This window comes from Acetobacter sp. AC2005, from assembly GCF_037901235.1.
Lineage (GTDB): Bacteria > Pseudomonadota > Alphaproteobacteria > Acetobacterales > Acetobacteraceae > Acetobacter > Acetobacter oryzoeni.
Genome location: NZ_CP149625.1, coordinates 308,820 through 327,152 on the forward strand (window position 1 = coordinate 308,820; position 18,333 = coordinate 327,152).

At 54.0% G+C, this 18,333-nt stretch carries 18 protein-coding genes; all 18 read right to left on the reverse strand.

Annotated features, from left to right (window positions below):
• The 18 genes from rplP to rplK all read right to left on the reverse strand — a co-directional run bounded on the left by rplP (position 1) and on the right by rplK (position 18,284).
• Entirely contained in the window at positions 1-417 is a 417-nt protein-coding gene (rplP, locus tag QQM41_RS01460) for a 50S ribosomal protein L16 (RefSeq protein ID WP_035351612.1), read from the reverse strand.
• 18 nt (positions 418-435) lie between these two features.
• Complete coding sequence (gene rpsC / locus QQM41_RS01465; RefSeq protein ID WP_003622715.1) at positions 436-1,113, reverse strand: 30S ribosomal protein S3; 678 nt, start codon at positions 1,111-1,113, stop codon at positions 436-438.
• Between the two features lie 3 nt (positions 1,114-1,116).
• Positions 1,117-1,527, reverse strand: coding sequence for a 50S ribosomal protein L22 (gene rplV, locus QQM41_RS01470; RefSeq protein WP_003622713.1), 411 nt, complete (start codon positions 1,525-1,527; stop codon positions 1,117-1,119).
• A gap of 6 nt (positions 1,528-1,533) precedes the next feature.
• Positions 1,534-1,812, reverse strand: a complete 279-nt coding sequence (gene rpsS / locus QQM41_RS01475) for a 30S ribosomal protein S19 (RefSeq protein ID WP_012812769.1) — start codon at positions 1,810-1,812, stop codon at positions 1,534-1,536.
• Positions 1,813-1,825: 13 nt separating this feature from the next.
• A complete protein-coding gene (rplB, locus tag QQM41_RS01480) occupies positions 1,826-2,656 on the reverse strand; it encodes a 50S ribosomal protein L2 (RefSeq protein ID WP_003628218.1) in 831 nt (276 codons plus the stop codon).
• A gap of 16 nt (positions 2,657-2,672) precedes the next feature.
• Positions 2,673-3,008 carry a 50S ribosomal protein L23 gene (locus QQM41_RS01485; RefSeq protein WP_003622708.1) on the reverse strand — a complete coding sequence of 112 codons (336 nt, stop codon included), beginning with the start codon at positions 3,006-3,008 and terminating at the stop codon, positions 2,673-2,675.
• A complete protein-coding gene (gene rplD / locus QQM41_RS01490) occupies positions 3,005-3,619 on the reverse strand; it encodes a 50S ribosomal protein L4 (RefSeq protein ID WP_003622706.1) in 615 nt (204 codons plus the stop codon). The genes QQM41_RS01485 and rplD overlap by 4 nt, the downstream gene beginning before the upstream one ends.
• Before the next feature lie 4 nt (positions 3,620-3,623).
• Positions 3,624-4,307, reverse strand: coding sequence for a 50S ribosomal protein L3 (rplC, locus tag QQM41_RS01495; protein ID WP_003622704.1), 684 nt, complete (start codon positions 4,305-4,307; stop codon positions 3,624-3,626).
• Positions 4,308-4,317: 10 nt separating this feature from the next.
• Positions 4,318-4,626 carry a 30S ribosomal protein S10 gene (gene rpsJ / locus QQM41_RS01500; RefSeq protein ID WP_007282720.1) on the reverse strand — a complete coding sequence of 103 codons (309 nt, stop codon included), beginning with the start codon at positions 4,624-4,626 and terminating at the stop codon, positions 4,318-4,320.
• Between the two features lie 108 nt (positions 4,627-4,734).
• On the reverse strand, positions 4,735-5,925 hold the full coding sequence (tuf, locus tag QQM41_RS01505; protein ID WP_042786750.1) for an elongation factor Tu: 1,191 nt from the start codon (positions 5,923-5,925) through the stop codon (positions 4,735-4,737).
• A 90-nt stretch (positions 5,926-6,015) separates the two neighbouring features.
• Positions 6,016-6,492: a 30S ribosomal protein S7 gene (gene rpsG, locus QQM41_RS01510; RefSeq protein WP_006116053.1), complete on the reverse strand. Its 477-nt coding sequence runs from the start codon at positions 6,490-6,492 to the stop codon at positions 6,016-6,018.
• Between the two features lie 14 nt (positions 6,493-6,506).
• Complete coding sequence (gene rpsL / locus QQM41_RS01515; RefSeq protein WP_003622698.1) at positions 6,507-6,878, reverse strand: 30S ribosomal protein S12; 372 nt, start codon at positions 6,876-6,878, stop codon at positions 6,507-6,509.
• A gap of 338 nt (positions 6,879-7,216) precedes the next feature.
• On the reverse strand, positions 7,217-11,392 hold the full coding sequence (gene rpoC / locus QQM41_RS01520) for a DNA-directed RNA polymerase subunit beta' (protein WP_128105130.1): 4,176 nt from the start codon (positions 11,390-11,392) through the stop codon (positions 7,217-7,219).
• Between the two features lie 93 nt (positions 11,393-11,485).
• On the reverse strand, positions 11,486-15,658 hold the full coding sequence (rpoB, locus tag QQM41_RS01525; RefSeq protein WP_339077529.1) for a DNA-directed RNA polymerase subunit beta: 4,173 nt from the start codon (positions 15,656-15,658) through the stop codon (positions 11,486-11,488).
• 219 nt (positions 15,659-15,877) lie between these two features.
• The gene (gene rplL / locus QQM41_RS01530) at positions 15,878-16,252 is read right to left on the reverse strand and encodes a 50S ribosomal protein L7/L12 (RefSeq protein ID WP_006116056.1); all 375 of its coding nucleotides are present in this window, start codon (positions 16,250-16,252) and stop codon (positions 15,878-15,880) included.
• 100 nt (positions 16,253-16,352) lie between these two features.
• Entirely contained in the window at positions 16,353-16,871 is a 519-nt protein-coding gene (rplJ, locus tag QQM41_RS01535) for a 50S ribosomal protein L10 (protein ID WP_050819558.1), read from the reverse strand.
• A 279-nt stretch (positions 16,872-17,150) separates the two neighbouring features.
• Positions 17,151-17,843, reverse strand: a complete 693-nt coding sequence (gene rplA / locus QQM41_RS01540; protein ID WP_003622682.1) for a 50S ribosomal protein L1 — start codon at positions 17,841-17,843, stop codon at positions 17,151-17,153.
• A gap of 6 nt (positions 17,844-17,849) precedes the next feature.
• The gene (gene rplK, locus QQM41_RS01545) at positions 17,850-18,284 is read right to left on the reverse strand and encodes a 50S ribosomal protein L11 (RefSeq protein WP_003622680.1); all 435 of its coding nucleotides are present in this window, start codon (positions 18,282-18,284) and stop codon (positions 17,850-17,852) included.
• Positions 18,285-18,333: the final 49 nt, after the last annotated feature.

Genomic DNA, 18,333 nt, shown 5'->3' on the forward strand with positions numbered 1-18,333 from the left:
TCACGCATCTCCAATTCGGGTCACAAACTTGGTCTTGATCGGCAGTTTTGCTGCACCCAGAGCCAGCGCTTCACGCGCCAGTTCAGGGGGCACACCTTCGATCTCGAACAGAATGCGACCTGGCTTCACACGGGCCACCCAGTATTCGGGGGAACCCTTACCGGAGCCCATACGCACTTCTGCAGGTTTTGTCGAGACCGGAAGGTCAGGAAAAATACGAATCCAGACGCGACCTGCACGTTTCATGGCACGTGTGATAGCCCGACGAGAGGCTTCGATCTGGCGTGCCGTAATACGTTCCGGCTGAAGAGCCTTCAGTCCAAACGTACCGAAGTTCAACGTGGTGCCACTTTTTGCAAGGCCGTGGATACGGCCTTTGTGGGCTTTACGGAATTTTGTCCGCTTCGGGGAAAGCATGTTGTTTTATCCCTCTCCTCAGCGCTGAGGAGCCTGTTCGGCCGCCCGGCGATCCTGAGCCATCGGATCATGAGCAAGAATTTCGCCCTTGAAGATCCAGACTTTTACACCGCAAGTGCCATAGGTGGTCTTTGCTGTGGCTGTGCCATAATCGATATCGGCACGCAGGGTGTGCAGAGGCACACGACCTTCACGATACCATTCGATACGTGCGATTTCCGCACCGCCAAGACGACCAGAGCAGTTAATACGAATACCCTGTGCGCCCAGACGCATTGCAGACTGCACGGCACGCTTCATGGCACGACGGAAAGCCACACGGCGTTCCAGCTGCTGAGCAATGTTTTCTGCAACCAAGGTTGCATCGATTTCCGGCTTGCGGATTTCAACAATGTTCAGCGCAACTTCCGTGCCAGCCATACGTGTCAGCTCTTTACGGAGCGCATCGATGTCCTGGCCCTTTTTACCAATCACAACACCCGGACGAGCAGCGTAAATGGTAACGCGGGGCTTTTTAGCCGGACGTTCGATAACGACACGAGACACACCAGCGCCAACCAGCTTGCGGCGCAGGAATGCACGCAGCTTCAGATCTTCATGAAGCAGCTTTGAATAGTCGGAATCGGCATACCACCGGCTATCCCACGTGCGGTTGATACCGAGCCGCAGCCCGATTGGATTGACTTTATGTCCCATACCTCAGGCCGCCTTCTGTTCGGAAGAAGCTGCTTCAGGCTCAGCAGCCCGTTCAGCTACAACAATCTTCAGGTGACTGAAAAACTTTTCAACGCGAGCAGAACGCCCACGGCCACGGGCGTGGAAACGCCGCATGACAATGGATTTTCCAACTTCAGCTGTCTTCACCACCAGCTGGTCAACGTCCAGCTGGTGATTGTTTTCAGCGTTAGCGATTGCGCTTTCCAGCGTCTTTTTCACTTCCTGAGCGATACGGCGCTTAGAGAACGTCAACGTTGCAACGGCCTGGGAAGCAGGCTTGTTGCGGATCAGGCCAGCCACAAGGTTTAGCTTGCGGGGGCTAACCCGGATGTTGCGCGTAACTGCCTGCGCTTCTGTTTCCGCGAGTGTGCGCGGATGCTTCGGCTTGCTCATCTCTGCTTAGCCCCGCTTAGACTTCTTGTCAGCGCCATGCCCGTGGAATGTACGGGTCGGGGAAAATTCGCCGAACTTATGTCCGACCATGTTTTCCGTAACCTGTACGGGCAGAAACTTCTGACCATTATAAACACCGAACGTCAGACCGACGAACTGCGGAAGAATTGTAGAACGACGAGACCAGATCTTGATCACTTCGTTACGACCCGACGCGCGGGATACCTCAGCTTTATTCAGCAGATACCCGTCGACGAACGGGCCTTTCCAGACGGAACGTGCCATCTTCTATTGCCCCTTACTTGCCGGTCTTTCGACGACGGATAATCAGACTGTCCGTCCGCTTGTTGACCCGAGTTTTGTACCCTTTGGTTGGCTTACCCCACGGTGTAACCGGATGACGGCCACCAGAGGTACGACCTTCACCACCACCATGTGGGTGATCAACGGGGTTCATCACCACACCACGGTTGTGAGGACGACGACCCAACCAACGGGAACGCCCTGCCTTGCCCATATGCTGGTTCATATTATCCGGGTTGGACACAGCACCAACGGTAGCCATGCACTCACCACGAACAACGCGCAGCTCACCAGACTGCAGCTTGATCTGGGCGTAGCCGGAATCCTTACCAACGAGCTGGGCATATGTGCCAGCAGAACGTGCCAGCTTACCGCCTGCACCCTGCTTCAGCTCGATGTTATGGATAATCGTTCCCACCGGGATGGAAGCCAGCGGCATAGCATTACCAGGCTTAATATCCACGCGCGCACCAGCGATGACATTGTCACCAACCTTCAGACGCTGCGGAGCCAAGATATATGCAAGCTCACCATCTTCGTACTTCACCAGCGCAATAAACGCGGTGCGGTTCGGATCATATTCCAGACGCTCAACCGTACCCAGAACATCAAACTTACGACGTTTGAAGTCTACATAACGGTAAGACTGCTTATGACCACCCCCACGGAAACGGGAAGTGATACGACCGTTATTATTACGGCCGCCTGTCTTGTTTTTACCTTCGGTCAACTGTTTGACCGGCTTACCTTTCCAAAGGTCAGCACGATCAACCAGCACCGTACCACGCAAGCTTGGCGTGACAGGATTAAAGTGCTTCAGAGCCATGAATTTCTACCTTCGGTCACGCCAGCTTGGCGGTAAGATCAATGGACTGACCTTCCGCAAGCTGAACGAACGCCTTCTTCACGTCAGAACGCTGCCCAACACGCCCTTTAAAGCGCTTGGTTTTCCCCTTCTGAACCAAGGTGTTGACACCAACAACCTTGACCCCGAACAGCGTTTCCACCGCAACCTTGATTTCAGGCTTCGTAGCGGACATTGCCACTTTGAAAACAACCTGGTTCTTTTCAGAAAGCGCCGTAGCTTTTTCCGTGATCACAGGTGTACGCACAATGTCGTACATCGCTTCACGGGAAAGACGCTCGGCTTTCTTGCGAATGGCAAGAATATTCGTCATGCCAGGCGCTCCTTCAGTCCTTCAAGGCCGGCCTGCGTAATAGCAAGCACCTCGTGGTTCAGAATGTCGTAAACATTCGCACCAATGGTCGGCAGAATGTCGATCTTGGGCAGGTTACGGGCGGCACGACCGAAGTTCTCATCCACGGCTGCATCCACGATCAGTGCAGATGTCCAACCCAGAGACTTCAGCTTCTTTGCCAGTTCACTGGTTTTATCAACGCCAGAAGCAGACTGCAGCACAATCAGCTTGCCGTCTTTTGCCTTCTGAGAAAGCGCAGAGATCAGACCAAGGCGACGCACTTTTTTCGGCAGATCGTAACCGTGGTCACGCACAACCGGGCCATGCACTGCCCCACCGGTACGATACTGCGGCGCACGCAATGAACCCTGACGGGCGCTGCCTGTGCCTTTCTGGCGATATGGCTTTTTGGTGGTGCCGGACACTTCGCCCATGCCCTTCACCTTGTGTGTGCCAGCGCGGCGCTTTGCCAGCTGCCAGTGCACAACACGAGCCATGATATCTGCACGCGGTGCTACGGCGAAAATTTCGTCCGGAAGCGTTGCAGAACCAGCGCTGCTGTTGTCTAGCGTCTTGATTTCGATTTCCATGACCTCAGCCCTCCGCCTTCACGAGGCCGGCCGGATAAGGCGCGTCACCATGGCGGGCTTTTTTAATGGCGTCACGGATCAGAACAACACCGTTCTTCGCTCCTGGCACGGAGCCACGAACCATGATCAGATTCTTTTCCGGATCGACCGCTGCGATTTCCAGATTCAAGGTGGTCACGCGTTCATCACCGAGATGACCAGCCATCTTCTTATTCTTAAAGGTCTTGCCGGGATCCTGGCGATTACCGGTCGAACCATGCGAACGGTGCGAAATAGACACACCATGCGTGGCTTCAAGACCAGCAAAATTCCAGCGCTTCATTGCGCCAGCAAATCCCTTACCTTTGCTTACACCCGTAACGTCAACCTTTTGGCCAACAACAAAGTGCGAAGCTGAAAGGGTAGCACCAACCTCAAGAGCGGCATCATCAGCCACACGAAATTCGCGAAGCGCCTGCTTGGGCTCCACCTTCGTGCGAGCAAAATGCCCACGATTCGGCTTGGTTACGTTTTTCACCTTGGCTTTACCCATACCCAGCTGAACAGCTACGTAGCCATCCCGCTCCTGGTTACGGACATCAACCACCTGCACATCATCAACATGCAGGACGGTAACAGGCACATGCGTGCCATCTTCCTTGAACAGTCGGGACATGCCCAACTTCTTTGCGATCAATCCGGTGCGCATCGTCTGGACCTTAGAGTTTGATCTCGACATCAACGCCAGCGGCGAGGTCGAGCTTCATGAGAGCGTCCACGGTCTGCGGAGTGGGCTCAACAATGTCGAGCAGACGGCGATGAGTTCGAATTTCGAACTGCTCGCGGCTCTTTTTATCAACGTGAGGAGAACGGTTAACCGTAAACCGTTCGATATGCGTAGGCAGCGGGATAGGACCCCGAACCCGCGCACCCGTACGCTTCGCCGTATTTACGATCTCTTTCGTGCTGTTATCCAGCACCCGATGATCGTACGCTTTCAGGCGAATGCGGATGTTCTGGTTGTCCATTTGTTTTTTAGTCCAACACTTTACCTATCCGGGGAATCCCGGCCGCCAAGTAAGACCCCGACCAAAATGAATCGGTCGGGGCCACTTAGGCTCAATATCCTCTATCGATTACTCGATAATGGAGGAAACAACGCCAGCACCAACTGTGCGGCCACCTTCGCGAATAGCGAAACGCAGACCTTCGTCCATGGCGATCGGAGCAATCAGCTCAACTTCCATGGCGCAGTTGTCGCCCGGCATCACCATTTCGGTGCCTTCTGGCAGATGCACAACACCCGTCACGTCAGTCGTACGGAAGTAGAACTGCGGACGATAGTTGGTGAAGAATGGCGTATGACGGCCACCTTCTTCCTTCGTCAGGATGTAAGCTTCTGCCTTGAACTTCTTATGCGGCGTGATGGAGCCTGGCTTTGCCAGAACCTGACCACGTTCCACATCTTCACGCTTCGTGCCACGCAGCAGAGCGCCGATGTTGTCACCAGCTTCACCGCGATCAAGCAGCTTACGGAACATTTCAACGCCGGTTACGGTTGTCTTCGTGGTCGGCTTCAGACCAACGATTTCAATTTCGTCACCAACATTGATCACGCCGCGTTCCACACGACCCGTCACCACGGTGCCACGACCAGAGATGGAGAACACATCTTCGATCGGCATCAGGAACGGACGGTCAACCGGACGTTCCGGCTGCGGGATGTAGGAGTCAACTGCGTCCATCAGATCACGAACGCGGTTTTCACCGATTTCCGGATCACCATCTTCCAGAGTCACCAGAGCGGAACCCTTGATGATCGGCACATCGTCGCCAGGGAACTGATAGGAAGAAAGAAGTTCACGAACTTCCATTTCAACCAGTTCAAGCAGTTCCGGATCGTCAACCTGGTCAACCTTGTTCAGGAAGACAACCAGAGCCGGCACACCAACCTGACGAGCAAGCAGGATGTGTTCACGGGTCTGCGGCATCGGGCCGTCAGCAGCGGACACAACCAGGATTGCGCCGTCCATCTGCGCTGCACCCGTGATCATGTTCTTCACGTAGTCAGCATGTCCGGGGCAGTCAACGTGCGCGTAGTGACGCTTGTCGGTTTCATATTCCACGTGAGCTGTGGAAATGGTGATGCCGCGAGCGCGTTCTTCCGGAGCAGCGTCGATCTGGTCATACGCCTTAAATTCAGCGCCACCCTTCTTAGCAAGCGTCTTGGTGATCGCAGCCGTCAGAGAGGTCTTACCATGGTCAACGTGACCAATGGTGCCGATGTTGCAGTGCGGTTTATTCCGCTCAAATTTAGCCTTAGCCATTTTTTACTCCATGCCCCAAAAACCATTCGGGATGCAGTTGTTATAAGCCCTGCAAACTCACCGCAAGAGGAAATGCAGCAGCTTCCTTCATTACCAGCGATAGTGGCTGAATGCTTTGTTAGCTTCCGCCATACGATGGGTATCTTCCCGCTTCTTCACGGCTGCGCCACGGTTGTTGACGGCATCCAGAAGCTCATTGGAAAGCCGATCCTGCATGGTGTTTTCGCCACGCTTGCGCGCTGCATCAATCACCCAACGGATCGCCAACGCCTGACGGCGGTCTGCGCGAACTTCAACCGGCACCTGGTAGGTTGCCCCACCAACACGGCGAGAACGCACCTCAACAGCCGGCTTTACGTTATCCAGCGCACTGTGGAACAGCACCACTGCATCAGCACCGTTACCGCTACGACGCACCATGGCATCAAGAGCACCGTATACGATTCTTTCTGCAGCAGACTTCTTACCATCGTACATCAGCGCATTCATGAAGCGCGTGACAACGATATCTCCGAATTTCGGATCGGGAAGGATCTCGCGCTTTACTGCGCGATGACGGCGACTCATACCTGTTCTTCCTCTTATTTCGGACGCTTGGCGCCATACAGCGAACGACGCTGACGCCGCTTGGCAATACCCTGCGTATCCAGAACACCACGAAGGATGTGATAGCGCACACCCGGCAAATCCTTCACACGACCGCCGCGGATCAGCACAACACTATGTTCCTGAAGGTTATGACCTTCACCTGGAATATAGCTGACCACCTCATAGCCGTTCGTCAGACGCACCTTAGCGACTTTACGCAGTGCGGAGTTCGGCTTTTTCGGCGTCGTGGTATAAACGCGGGTGCAAACACCGCGCTTTTGGGGGCATCCTTGCAGCGCGGGCACCTTGTTGCGCTTGACCGCAGGCTTGCGCCCCTTGGCAATGAGCTGGTTGATGGTCGGCATGCGCCTTTCCCGATCCTTACACAGTTCGGCCGGCCGCCATTATTTCTGACTGCCGACTTTCATTAAAAAAGATCCCATCAGGCATTTGCCTGTATGGGGCTATGTTGGCATCCGGCCCCGCTTCCACCCCGGAAGCCAACCGCATGCTAGACTCACACAGAAAACCTAATTGCTCTTTCTATCCACAGGGATATCCAGAGCTGAGGGCTGCTACCTAACCTTCCCCCCGCCGGGAGTCAAGTTTTACCCTGCGATTCTTAAAGAATTGCGTCTGCTGTACATGAAAAAAGGACCAGAGTTTCCCCTGATCCTTTTTTCTTGCGGCATATTCGCAACGTTTATTCGGCCGCAGAACGCCCAACACGCTGGCGATCCTGCTCCGCGGCAATAGCCCGCAGACGCTTCATGACACTGCCCGTGCCTGCCGGGATCAAACGCCCGACAATCACGTTTTCCTTCAGGCCCATCAGCTTATCCACTTTCCCTGCCGTAGCAGCTTCTGTGAGCACGCGTGTGGTTTCCTGGAACGATGCAGCAGAGATGAAGGACTGCGTCTGCAGAGAGGCCTTGGTGATACCCTGCAGCACCGGCATACCCTGAGCTGGCCGTTCACCTGCCTTGAGACACTTGGCATTTTCAGCCTCGAACTCAATACGGTCAACGGTTTCACCAATCAGGTATGTCGTGTCACCCGGCTCCAGAATCTCAACTTTCTGGAGCATCTGACGCACGATAACTTCAATATGCTTATCGTTAATCTTCACACCCTGAAGACGATACACATCCTGAATTTCGTTAATCAGATAATCGGACAGAGCCTCAACACCCATCACCTTCAGGATATCGTGGGGCACCCGCGGACCATCGACCAGCGGATCACCTTTTTCCACAAAGTCACCTTCCTGAACGGAAATGTGCTTGCCTTTCGGGATCAGGTATTCCTGTTCCTCACCCGTTTCATCGTTCTTCACGATAACGCGGCGCTTGGACTTGTAATCCTTCCCGAACTCAACGCGACCTTCCATTTCCGCGATAATAGCGTGATCTTTGGGCCGGCGTGCTTCAAACAGTTCAGCAACGCGTGGCAGACCACCCGTAATATCACGGGTTTTGGACCCTTCACGTGGCAGACGGGCCAGAACGTCACCGGCATTCACTTCCGTGCCGTTTTCAACAGACAGAAGTGTTTCGGGAGAAAGGAAGTAACGGGCATCTGCACCGTTATCCAGCTTCACCACATCACCGTTGGCATCTTTAAGCTGCAGACGTGGGCGCAGATCCACACCCTTACCTGCCTGCTTGTAGTCCACCACCACTTTGGATGTCAGGCCGGTCACTTCATCCATACGCTCAACAAGCGTGATGGAATCAATCAGATCCAGGTATTCAACCTTACCGGCTTTTTCCGTGATGATCGGAAGGGTGTAAGGATCCCACTCAGCCAACTTCTGGCCACGTGCAACCTTTGCCCCTTCTTCCGTCAGCAAACGCGCACCATACGGCACACGGTAACGGGCTTTTTCCACACCGTTTTCGTCAGACAGCAGGATTTCACAGTTACGCGCCATCACGATCGGCACGTTCTGACTGTTATGCACAACGTTGCGGTTACGGATCACAACCTGACCATCGCGAGAAGCTTCGATCATGGACTGTTCTGCACCACGCTGTGCCGCACCACCAATATGGAAGGTACGCATTGTCAGCTGTGTGCCGGGCTCACCAATGGACTGAGCGGCGATAACACCCACAGCTTCACCGATATTTACCGGTGTGCCGCGTGCAAGATCACGCCCATAGCAGCGGGCACAAACACCAACGCGGCTATCACAGGTCAGCACGGAACGGATATGAACCGTTTCCACACCAGACTTTTCAATACGTTCCGCATCGGCTTCATCAATCAGATGATTGCGCGGCACGATAACTTCACCGGTGCCCGGAACAATCACATCAGAAGCAACAGTACGGCCCAGAATACGTTCGGACAGAGAAGCTACAACTTCCCCACCGTCCATAACTGCGCGAACTGTCAGACCGCGTTCACTACCGCAATCTTCTTCAATAATGATGCTGTCCTGCGCCACGTCCACCAGACGACGGGTAAGATACCCGGAGTTAGCGGTTTTAAGCGCGGTATCAGCCAGACCTTTACGTGCACCATGGGTAGAGGTGAAGTAATCGAGAACCGACAGGCCTTCTTTAAAGTTGGCGATAATCGGCTGTTCAATAATTTCACCAGACGGCTTGGCCATCAGACCACGCATACCGGCCAGCTGCTTCATCTGAGCCGGCGACCCACGAGCCCCGGAGTGGCTCATCATCCATACGGAGTTGATCTGCTTACCAACTTCCTGACGAGAGATTTCTTTGGTCATGGCCGCCTGCACTTCGTCCGTGCAACGTGACCATGCGTCCACCACCTTGTTGTAGCGTTCGCCAGCCGTGATCAGACCATCCTGATACTGCTGTTCAAACTCTTTCACTTCGGCAGCCGTGCGATCAACCAGCTCTTTCTTTTCGGGCGGGATGATCATGTCATCCTTACCGAAGGAAATACCGGCCTTAGCAGCGTGACGGAAACCCAGAGCCATCAGACGATCACAGAAGATAACGGCTTCTTTCTGACCACAATGACGGTACACCGTATCAATAACGTCAGACACAGCCTTTTTGGTGAGCTGACGGTTGATAAGGGAGAACGGCACAGCTTCATGCTGAGGCAGGATCTGCGCAATCAGCACACGACCAGGGGTGGTCACGGCTGTTTCGTAGGTGACCTTACCATCTGCACCGACCTTCTGGAAACGTGCACGAATTTTATCATGCAGCTTCAGTGCACCGGCGCTCAGTGCATATTCCACTTCACCGATAGAAGAGAAAGACGGCGCACCTTCTTTAGTCAGGGCACCTGTTGTTTCGTCATACTCGCAACGATCCGGCGTAACCTTGAATTCAGGGGTTTCAAGGCTGAGGTAATACAGCCCCAGAACAATATCCTGAGAAGGCACGATAATCGGCTTACCATTTGCCGGGCTGAGGATGTTGTTGGTGGACATCATCAGCACACGTGCTTCAAGCTGGGCCTCAAGGCTCAGCGGCACGTGCACGGCCATCTGGTCACCGTCAAAGTCTGCGTTAAACGCGGTGCAGACCAGCGGGTGCAGCTGAATAGCCTTACCTTCAACCAGCACCGGTTCAAACGCCTGAATGCCCAAACGGTGTAGCGTAGGCGCACGGTTAAGCATAACCGGATGTTCGCGGATAACTTCTTCAAGAATATCCCAAACTTCCGGACGCTCTTTTTCCACCATCCGCTTTGCAGCCTTAATGGTGGTGGCGTGGCCGTATTTTTCCAGCTTGGCGTAAATGAACGGCTTGAACAGTTCCAGCGCCATCTTCTTGGGAAGACCACACTGGTGCAGCTTAAGTTCTGGCCCCACCACAATAACGGAACGGCCGGAGTAATCGACGCGCTTACCAAGCAGGTTCTGACGGAAACGACCCTGCTTACCTTTAAGCATATCGGACAGGGATTTCAGCGGACGCTTGTTAGCACCCGTGATAGCCCGGCCACGACGCCCGTTATCAAACAGCGCATCCACAGCTTCCTGAAGCATGCGCTTTTCGTTACGCACGATAATATCGGGCGCACGCAGCTCCATCAGGCGCTTCAGACGGTTATTACGGTTGATAACGCGACGATACAGATCGTTCAGATCAGACGTTGCAAAGCGACCACCATCCAGCGGCACCAGCGGACGCAGATCCGGCGGAATAACCGGAACCAGATCCAGAATCATCCATTCTGGGCGGGAACCGCTTTCTGCAAATGCTTCAATCAGCTTCAGACGCTTAACCAGCTTCTTGCGCTTGGCTTCTGAAGTTGTTTCCTTAAGTTCCTGGCGCAGCTCTACCTTTTCGGCATCGCAGTCAATGCGTTCCAGAACTTTTTTAATGGCTTCTGCACCAATGCCGACTTCAACACCCTCATCGCCATATTCATCCATGGCATCAAGGTACTGTTCTTCCGTCAGCAAGGAGTACTGCTTCAGCGGAGACGTGCCGGGTTCCAGAACCAGGTAGCTTTCAAAGTAAAGCACCTTTTCCAGGTCTTTCAGCGTCATATCAACCATCAGGCCGATACGGCTAGGAAGAGACTTCAGGAACCAGATATGGGCAACCGGGCTGGCAAGCTGAATATGGCCCATGCGTTCACGACGCACCTTGGCCAGCGTAACTTCAACACCGCACTTTTCGCAGATAATACCGCGGAATTTCATCCGCTTGTATTTACCGCAAAGGCACTCATAATCCTTGATCGGACCAAAGATACGTGCACAGAACAGGCCATCCCGTTCTGGCTTGAATGTGCGGTAGTTGATGGTCTCGGGCTTCTTGATTTCGCCATAAGACCAGGAACGGATTTGTTCGGGCGATGCCAGCTGAATCTTGATCTGATCAAACGTCATCGCCTGGCCGGTCTGGCCAAGAATTTTCATGAGCTCATTCATGTGCCGAAGCCCCCAGCGGGAAACGGGGAGCCGAGGTTTCTACCCCGGCCTCCCCTTTGAAATAAGAACGGATAGTGGTGGCGAAATTCACCGTCACTCGGCCCCCTGCTCCAGTTCCACGTTCAGACCCAGAGATTTCAGCTCCTTGATCAGAACGTTAAAGCTTTCCGGAATACCGGCCTCAAAATCATCCTGCTCACGCACGATGGATTCATAAACTTTGGTTCGGCCAGAAACGTCATCCGACTTCACAGTCAGCATTTCCTGCAGAGTGTAAGCTGCGCCGTATGCTTCCAGCGCCCACACTTCCATTTCCCCAAAGCGCTGACCACCAAACTGCGCCTTACCACCCAGAGGCTGCTGTGTAACCAGCGAGTATGGGCCGATAGAACGTGCATGGATCTTGTCATCAACAAGATGGTGCAGCTTGAGCATGTAGATGTAACCGACCGTTGTTTTACGCTCGAACGGCTCACCTGTGCGCCCGTCAATCAGCTGAGACTGACCGGATTTATCAACACCAGCTTTTTCAAGCATGGCTTCAATATCCGGGATGGAGGCACCATCGAACACAGGCGTTGCAATCGGCACGCCTTTGCGCAGGTTATTGGCCAGTTCAACCAGCTCATCATTGCTCATATTCGCAATGTCTTCGCTGTAAACCTTATCCCCGTACACATCCTTCAGGCGATCCAGCAGTTCCTGACGTTTTTCGCCATTACGCTGGTATTCATCCACCATATCGCCGATGCCACGGCCAATTTTGGCACAAGCCCAGCCCAGATGGGTTTCCAGAATCTGCCCCACGTTCATACGTGAAGGCACACCCAGCGGGTTCAGCACCAGATCAACAGCCGTGCCATCTTCCAGGAACGGCATGTCTTCAACTGGCACAACGCGGGAAACCACACCCTTGTTACCATGACGACCGGCCATTTTATCCCCGGGCTGCAGCTTACGCTTAACAGCCACGAAAACCTTGACCATCTTCATCACGCCAGGCGGCAGTTCATCACCACGCTGCAGCTTTTCAACCTTGCTTTCAAAACGTGCCTGAATACGGGCAATAGCCGCATCAAATTCACGCCGCAGGGTTTCAAGCTCGGCCATTACGCTGTCAGAAGTGACAACGATCTGGCGCCACGTAGCACGCGGGTGCTCATCCAGAACAGCATCCGTGATTTCGGTTCCAGAGCGAATGCCCTTGAACCCAGCACCAGCAACCTGCCCCAGCAGTTTTTCACGCAGACGGCTATAGAAAGAGCGTTCCTGAATAGCGCGTTCATCGTCACGGTCTTTGGCCAGACGTTCGATTTCCGCACGTTCAATAGCCATAGCGCGTTCGTCTTTATCCACACCACGGCGGGAGAACACGCGCACATCAACGATTGTACCAGACGTGCCAGGCGGCAGACGCAGGGACGTATCACGCACATCAGAGGCTTTTTCACCAAAGATGGCACGCAGAAGTTTTTCTTCCGGTGTCATCGGGCTTTCACCCTTTGGCGTCACCTTACCGATCAGAATATCACCCGGATTAACTTCGGCACCTACGTAAACAATGCCGGCTTCGTCCAGGTTCCGCAGGGCTTCTTCACCCACATTCGGAATATCACGCGTAATTTCTTCCTGACCCAGCTTGGTATCACGCGCCATGACTTCGAATTCCTCGATATGGATCGAGGTGAAAACGTCATCCTTGGCAATCCGTTCGGAAATCAGGATGGAGTCTTCGAAGTTGTAGCCGTTCCAAGGCATAAACGCGACCAGCACGTTACGGCCCAGCGCCAGTTCACCCAGCTCCGTGGAAGGACCATCGGCAATAATATCACCGGCCCGCACATTGTCACCAACATGAACTAGCGGACGCTGGTTGATGCAGGTGGACTGGTTGGAGCGAGAATATTTGCGCAGACGATAGATATCCACACCCTGCGTAGAGCCTGCTGCGTTGGTTGCACGCACTACGATACGGGCACCGTCAATCTGGTCAACCACACCATCGCGCTTGGCGACAATTGTCGCACCGGAATCACGCGCCACAGCAGCTTCCATGCCTGTGCCAACCAGCGGCGCATCGGAACGCACCAGCGGCACAGCCTGACGCTGCATGTTGGAACCCATCAGTGCACGGTTCGCGTCATCGTTTTCCAGGAACGGAATAAGCGCCGCAGCAACAGACACCAACTGCTTGGGAGAAACGTCACACGCTGTAACTTCTGTTGGCGGAACCAGACGGAAATCACCGTTACGACGCACAGAGATCAGATCGCTTGTCAGCGCACCCTGATCGTTCACCTTGGCATCGGCCTGCGCAACAACCAGCTTTTCCTCTTCCATAGCGGAGAGGTACTTCCAGCCATCCTGCAGCACGCCGTCTTTTACCAGACGGTAAGGTGTTTCAATAAAGCCGTATTTATTCACTTTGGCATAGGTTGCCAAAGAGTTGATCAGACCAATGTTCGGGCCTTCCGGCGTTTCAATTGGGCAGATACGGCCGTAATGCGTTGGGTGAACGTCACGCACTTCAAAGCCTGCACGCTCACGGGTCAAACCGCCCGGGCCAAGCGCTGAGAGACGACGCTTATGCGTAACTTCAGACAGCGGGTTGGTTTGATCCATGAACTGGCTGAGCTGAGAAGAACCGAAGAACTCACGCACAGCAGCAGCAGCAGGTTTGGCGTTGATCAGGTCATGCGGCATGACCGTATCAATATCCACAGAACCCATGCGTTCACGAATGGCACGTTCCATACGCAGCAGGCCAATGCGGTACTGATTTTCCATCAGCTCACCAACCGAGCGAACACGGCGGTTACCAAGGTTATCAATATCGTCAATCTGGCCGCGACCGTCTTTCAGGTCACACAGCGTTTTAATGGTACGCAGAATGTCTTCTTTACGCAGCACGCGCACTGTGTCCGGCACATCCATGTCCAGACGCATGTTCATCTTCACGCGACCAACGGCGGAAAGATCATAGCGGTCCGGATCAAAGAACAGGCCGTTCAGCATGGCTTCGGCGGTTTCAGCCGTTGGCGGCTCACCGGGGCGCATCACACGGTAGATATCAATCAGCGCTTCATCACGCGTGCTGTTTTTATCTACCGTAAGTGTGTCACGGATCCACGGACCGTTAGCTGCATCAATCGCCAGCAGAGGAAGTTCCGTAATACCGGCTTCTTCCAAGGCAGCAAGACGTGCTTCAGTGATTTCTTCACCAGCCTCACCATAGATTTCGCCAGTCTGCATATTGACGATATCATGGGCAATGTAACGGCCAAGCAGATCGATTTCACCCACCAGCACTTCACGCGTTTTTTCCGCGATCTTGCGCACCATGCGGGCCGTCAGCTTGGTTTCGGCTTCCGCCACCACTTCACCGGTTTCTGCATCCACCAACGGTGCCAGCAACTTGAGACCACGGAAGGAGTCCGCATCAAACGGACGGGCCCAGCCTTTAGGTGTTTTTATGAATGTGACAGCATTATAGAAATAGGCGAGGATTTCATTGGCATCCATCCCCTTGATTTCCATAGCGTCAACATCGCCGCCTTCAGCTGCTTTCGCTTTGCGTGCAGCTTCAGATGCTGCGCCTTCAAGCGCATACAACAGCGTAGTAACAGGCAGCTTACGCTTACGGTCAATACGAACATAAAGCAGATCTTTGGCGTCAAACTCAAAGTCCAGCCAAGAACCACGGTAAGGAATAACGCGCGCAGCAAACAGATATTTGCCGGAAGAATGCGTCTTACCTTTATCATGATCAAAGAACACACCGGGTGAACGGTGCATCTGGCTAACAATAACGCGCTCCGTACCGTTTACGATAAAGGTGCCGTTGTCTGTCATGAGCGGCATATCGCCCATATAAACCGGCTGTTCCTTAATATCGCGAATGGAACGAGACCCCGTATCTTCGTCCACATCCCATACGATCAGGCGCAAAATAACCTTCAGCGGTGCAGCATATGTCAGGCCACGCTGAATGCACTCTTCCACATCATACTTAGGCTCTTCAAATTCGTAGCTAACGAATTCCAGACGCCCCCGCCCCGCAAAATCGTTGATGGGGAAAACGGAACGGAATACCTCCTGCAAACCTGTTGGAGTACGCGCATCAGGCGATACATTCGCCTGAAGGAATGTCTCGTAAGACGCACGCTGCACGTCAATCAGGTTCGGCATCGGGGCGATTTCGGGAATCCGCCCGAAACTTTTGCGAATCCGCTTCCGTCCTGTGAACGATTTAGTGATTGCGTTCATCGTCGCTCCTGCCCCGCCCATTTATCTCGGACCATCATGCCCGTGGTCTCCCCGCGAGCCTGATGGTCCGACCTAATTTTGGTCTCAAGCCCATACCGGTTTTACCCGGCTCCTGTTTCAGATCAACCCGAAACAGGCAAACGGGCAGAGGCACAGCGCCCCCACCCGAAAACCTTTTTTCCCATTTCTCCGATGCCATGCATCAGAAATTTGGCAAACTTACTTGACTTCGACGGTTGCCCCGGCGTCTTCAAGAGCCTTTTTGATCTTGTCAGCTTCGTCCTTGCTGACACCTTCTTTAACGGTCTTCGGCGCACCTTCAACCAGGTCCTTAGCTTCTTTCAGGCCCAGACCGGTGATGCCGCGGATTTCCTTAATCACGTTGATCTTCTTGTCGCCAGCGCTGGCCAGAACAACCGTGAATTCGGTCTTTTCTTCAGCCGGAGCAGCAGCAGCACCAGGTGCAGCAGCAGCAACTGCTACAGGAGCAGCAGCGGAAACGCCCCATTTTTCTTCGAGCAGCTTGGAAAGTTCAGCAGCTTCAAGAACGGTCAGAGCGGACAGTTCGTCAACAAGCTTAGCAAGATCAGCCATAGTTTGACTTCCTAATATAGATACTGGTTAGCAGAACGCAACCTTCAAGCACGAAGGCAGCGCAAAATTCTTGAACATTCCCTCATACAAGGGAATGAAATCAGGCAGCTTCACCCGTTTTGGCATAGGCCCCAAAAACACGTGCAAGCTGGCCTGCCGGCGCCTGAGTAACGCTGGCGATACGCGTAGCTGGCGTGGAGATAAGACCCACGAGCTGCGCGCGCAGCGCATCAAGAGACGGCAGCTCGGCCAGAGCCTTGATTCCATCGGCGTCAAGCACCTGAGAACCAAGAGAACCACCAAGCAGCACAAGCTTGTCATTTGTTTTGGCGAACTCAACGACAGCCTTAGCCACAGCCACAGGGTCTTCAGACCACGCAAGCGCGGTCGGGCCTTGCAGCATCGGTGCGATGCCGTTGAACTGGGTCCCATCCAGGGCGAGAGTTGCCAGCCGGTTTTTAGCGACCTTATAGTTCGCACCCGCTGCACGCACCTTACGCCGCAGTTCCGTCACAGCAGCCACAGTCAGCCCGTCATTACGGGTGACCACAACCATGGACGTCTGGGCGAAAACGGCGGCCAGAGAGGCGATAAAGGCCTTCTTTTCCGTACGGTTCAAATCCCGTCTCCGTCTTGTTCCATCAAGCTTGCGCCCAACAGAACGGGTTGCCCTTTAGGTTCCACCATACATAGCGGAACCCGCTCGCCTGTCCTTGAAACGGAATATCTGGCGTGCCGTAAATACGACCTGTAACCAGCATTCCCGTCTTACCGTTCGCCAACCCGAAGGTTGATTAAAACCGCAGTTGCGCACGGTCTCGGACAGGAAGAAGGAGCAGCCGTAACCACTCCTTCATGCACCACGCCAACCCGAAAGCTGGCGCAGCGTCATTCTTTCTCAGCCAGCGAAGGCAGAGAGGTCCAGCTGAACGCCCGGGCCCATGGTGGAGGACAGAGCGCCCTTCTTCATGTAAGCACCTTTTGCGCCAGACGGACGGGCCTTCTGCACGGCATCAATAAATGCACGTACGTTTTCAGCCAGCTTGTCTTCACTGAAGGAAGCCTTGCCAACACCAGCGTGCACGATACCGCTCTTTTCAGCGCGATATTCAACCTGACCAGACTTAGCCGCCTCAACAGCGCCCTTTACGTTCATGGTCACGGTGCCCAGCTTGGGGTTCGGCATCAGCCCACGTGGGCCGAGGATCTTACCCAGACGACCCACCAGGGCCATCATGTCAGGCGTAGCAATGCAGCGGTCGAAGTTGATTTCGCCAGCCTGCACTTTTTCCATCAGGTCTTCTGCACCCACGATATCTGCACCGGCAGCCTGAGCTTCTTCAGCTTTCGGGCCACGTGCAAATACAGCAACGCGCAAGGTTTTGCCCGTACCGTTCGGCAGGGAAACAAAGCCACGAACCATCTGGTCTGCATGACGCGGGTCAATACCCAAGTTCAGTGCAATTTCAACGGTTTCGTCAAACTTGGCTGTTGCATTGCTTTTTACCAGCGCAACAGCTTCATCAACACCGTAAGCTTTACCAGCTTCAACCTTGGCACGCGCAGCGGCGAGACGCTTGTTCTTTGCCATGATAGATTAGCCCTCCACCACATCGATGCCCATGGAGCGGGCAGAGCCGATCAGCATGCGCACTGCGCCATCCAGATCGTTTGCGTTCATGTCCTGCTGTTTCTGTTCAGCAATTTCACGAAGCTGGCTCATGGTCACCTTACCAACGCTGCCACCCTTACCAACTGTCTGGCTGCCTTTGGAAATCTTGGCGGCTTTGAGCAGGAAGTAGGTGTTCGGCGGGGTTTTGGTGATGAAGCTGAACGTACGGTCTGCATATGCGGTGATAACCACCGGAATCGGCATGCCCGGCTCAAGACCCTGGGTCTTGGCGTTAAATGCCTTACAGAATTCCATGATGTTCAGACCGCGCTGACCCAGTGCCGGACCAACCGGCGGGGAAGGATTAGCCTTACCAGCGGGGATCTGAAGTTTGATGTAGCCAACAACTTTTTTGGCCATATCCGGGACTCCTCAAAATGAACCCGGACCGCGGTTCTTCCGATTCCGC

Coding starts and splice junctions, on each gene's coding strand:
- rpsS (WP_012812769.1), bottom strand. CDS start 1,812: ATGGCACGTTCCGTCTGGAAAGGCCCGTTCGTCGACGGGTATCTGCTG.
- rplP (WP_035351612.1), bottom strand. CDS start 417: ATGCTTTCCCCGAAGCGGACAAAATTCCGTAAAGCCCACAAAGGCCGT.
- rplB (WP_003628218.1), bottom strand. CDS start 2,656: ATGGCTCTGAAGCACTTTAATCCTGTCACGCCAAGCTTGCGTGGTACG.
- QQM41_RS01485 (WP_003622708.1), bottom strand. CDS start 3,008: ATGACGAATATTCTTGCCATTCGCAAGAAAGCCGAGCGTCTTTCCCGT.
- rplV (WP_003622713.1), bottom strand. CDS start 1,527: ATGAGCAAGCCGAAGCATCCGCGCACACTCGCGGAAACAGAAGCGCAG.
- rpsJ (WP_007282720.1), bottom strand. CDS start 4,626: ATGGACAACCAGAACATCCGCATTCGCCTGAAAGCGTACGATCATCGG.
- rpsL (WP_003622698.1), bottom strand. CDS start 6,878: ATGCCGACCATCAACCAGCTCATTGCCAAGGGGCGCAAGCCTGCGGTC.
- tuf (WP_042786750.1), bottom strand. CDS start 5,925: ATGGCTAAGGCTAAATTTGAGCGGAATAAACCGCACTGCAACATCGGC.
- rplD (WP_003622706.1), bottom strand. CDS start 3,619: ATGGAAATCGAAATCAAGACGCTAGACAACAGCAGCGCTGGTTCTGCA.
- rplK (WP_003622680.1), bottom strand. CDS start 18,284: ATGGCCAAAAAAGTTGTTGGCTACATCAAACTTCAGATCCCCGCTGGT.
- rpoC (WP_128105130.1), bottom strand. CDS start 11,392: ATGAATGAGCTCATGAAAATTCTTGGCCAGACCGGCCAGGCGATGACG.
- rplA (WP_003622682.1), bottom strand. CDS start 17,843: ATGGCAAAGAACAAGCGTCTCGCCGCTGCGCGTGCCAAGGTTGAAGCT.
- rplL (WP_006116056.1), bottom strand. CDS start 16,252: ATGGCTGATCTTGCTAAGCTTGTTGACGAACTGTCCGCTCTGACCGTT.
- rpoB (WP_339077529.1), bottom strand. CDS start 15,658: ATGAACGCAATCACTAAATCGTTCACAGGACGGAAGCGGATTCGCAAA.
- rpsC (WP_003622715.1), bottom strand. CDS start 1,113: ATGGGACATAAAGTCAATCCAATCGGGCTGCGGCTCGGTATCAACCGC.
- rpsG (WP_006116053.1), bottom strand. CDS start 6,492: ATGAGTCGCCGTCATCGCGCAGTAAAGCGCGAGATCCTTCCCGATCCG.
- rplC (WP_003622704.1), bottom strand. CDS start 4,307: ATGCGCACCGGATTGATCGCAAAGAAGTTGGGCATGTCCCGACTGTTC.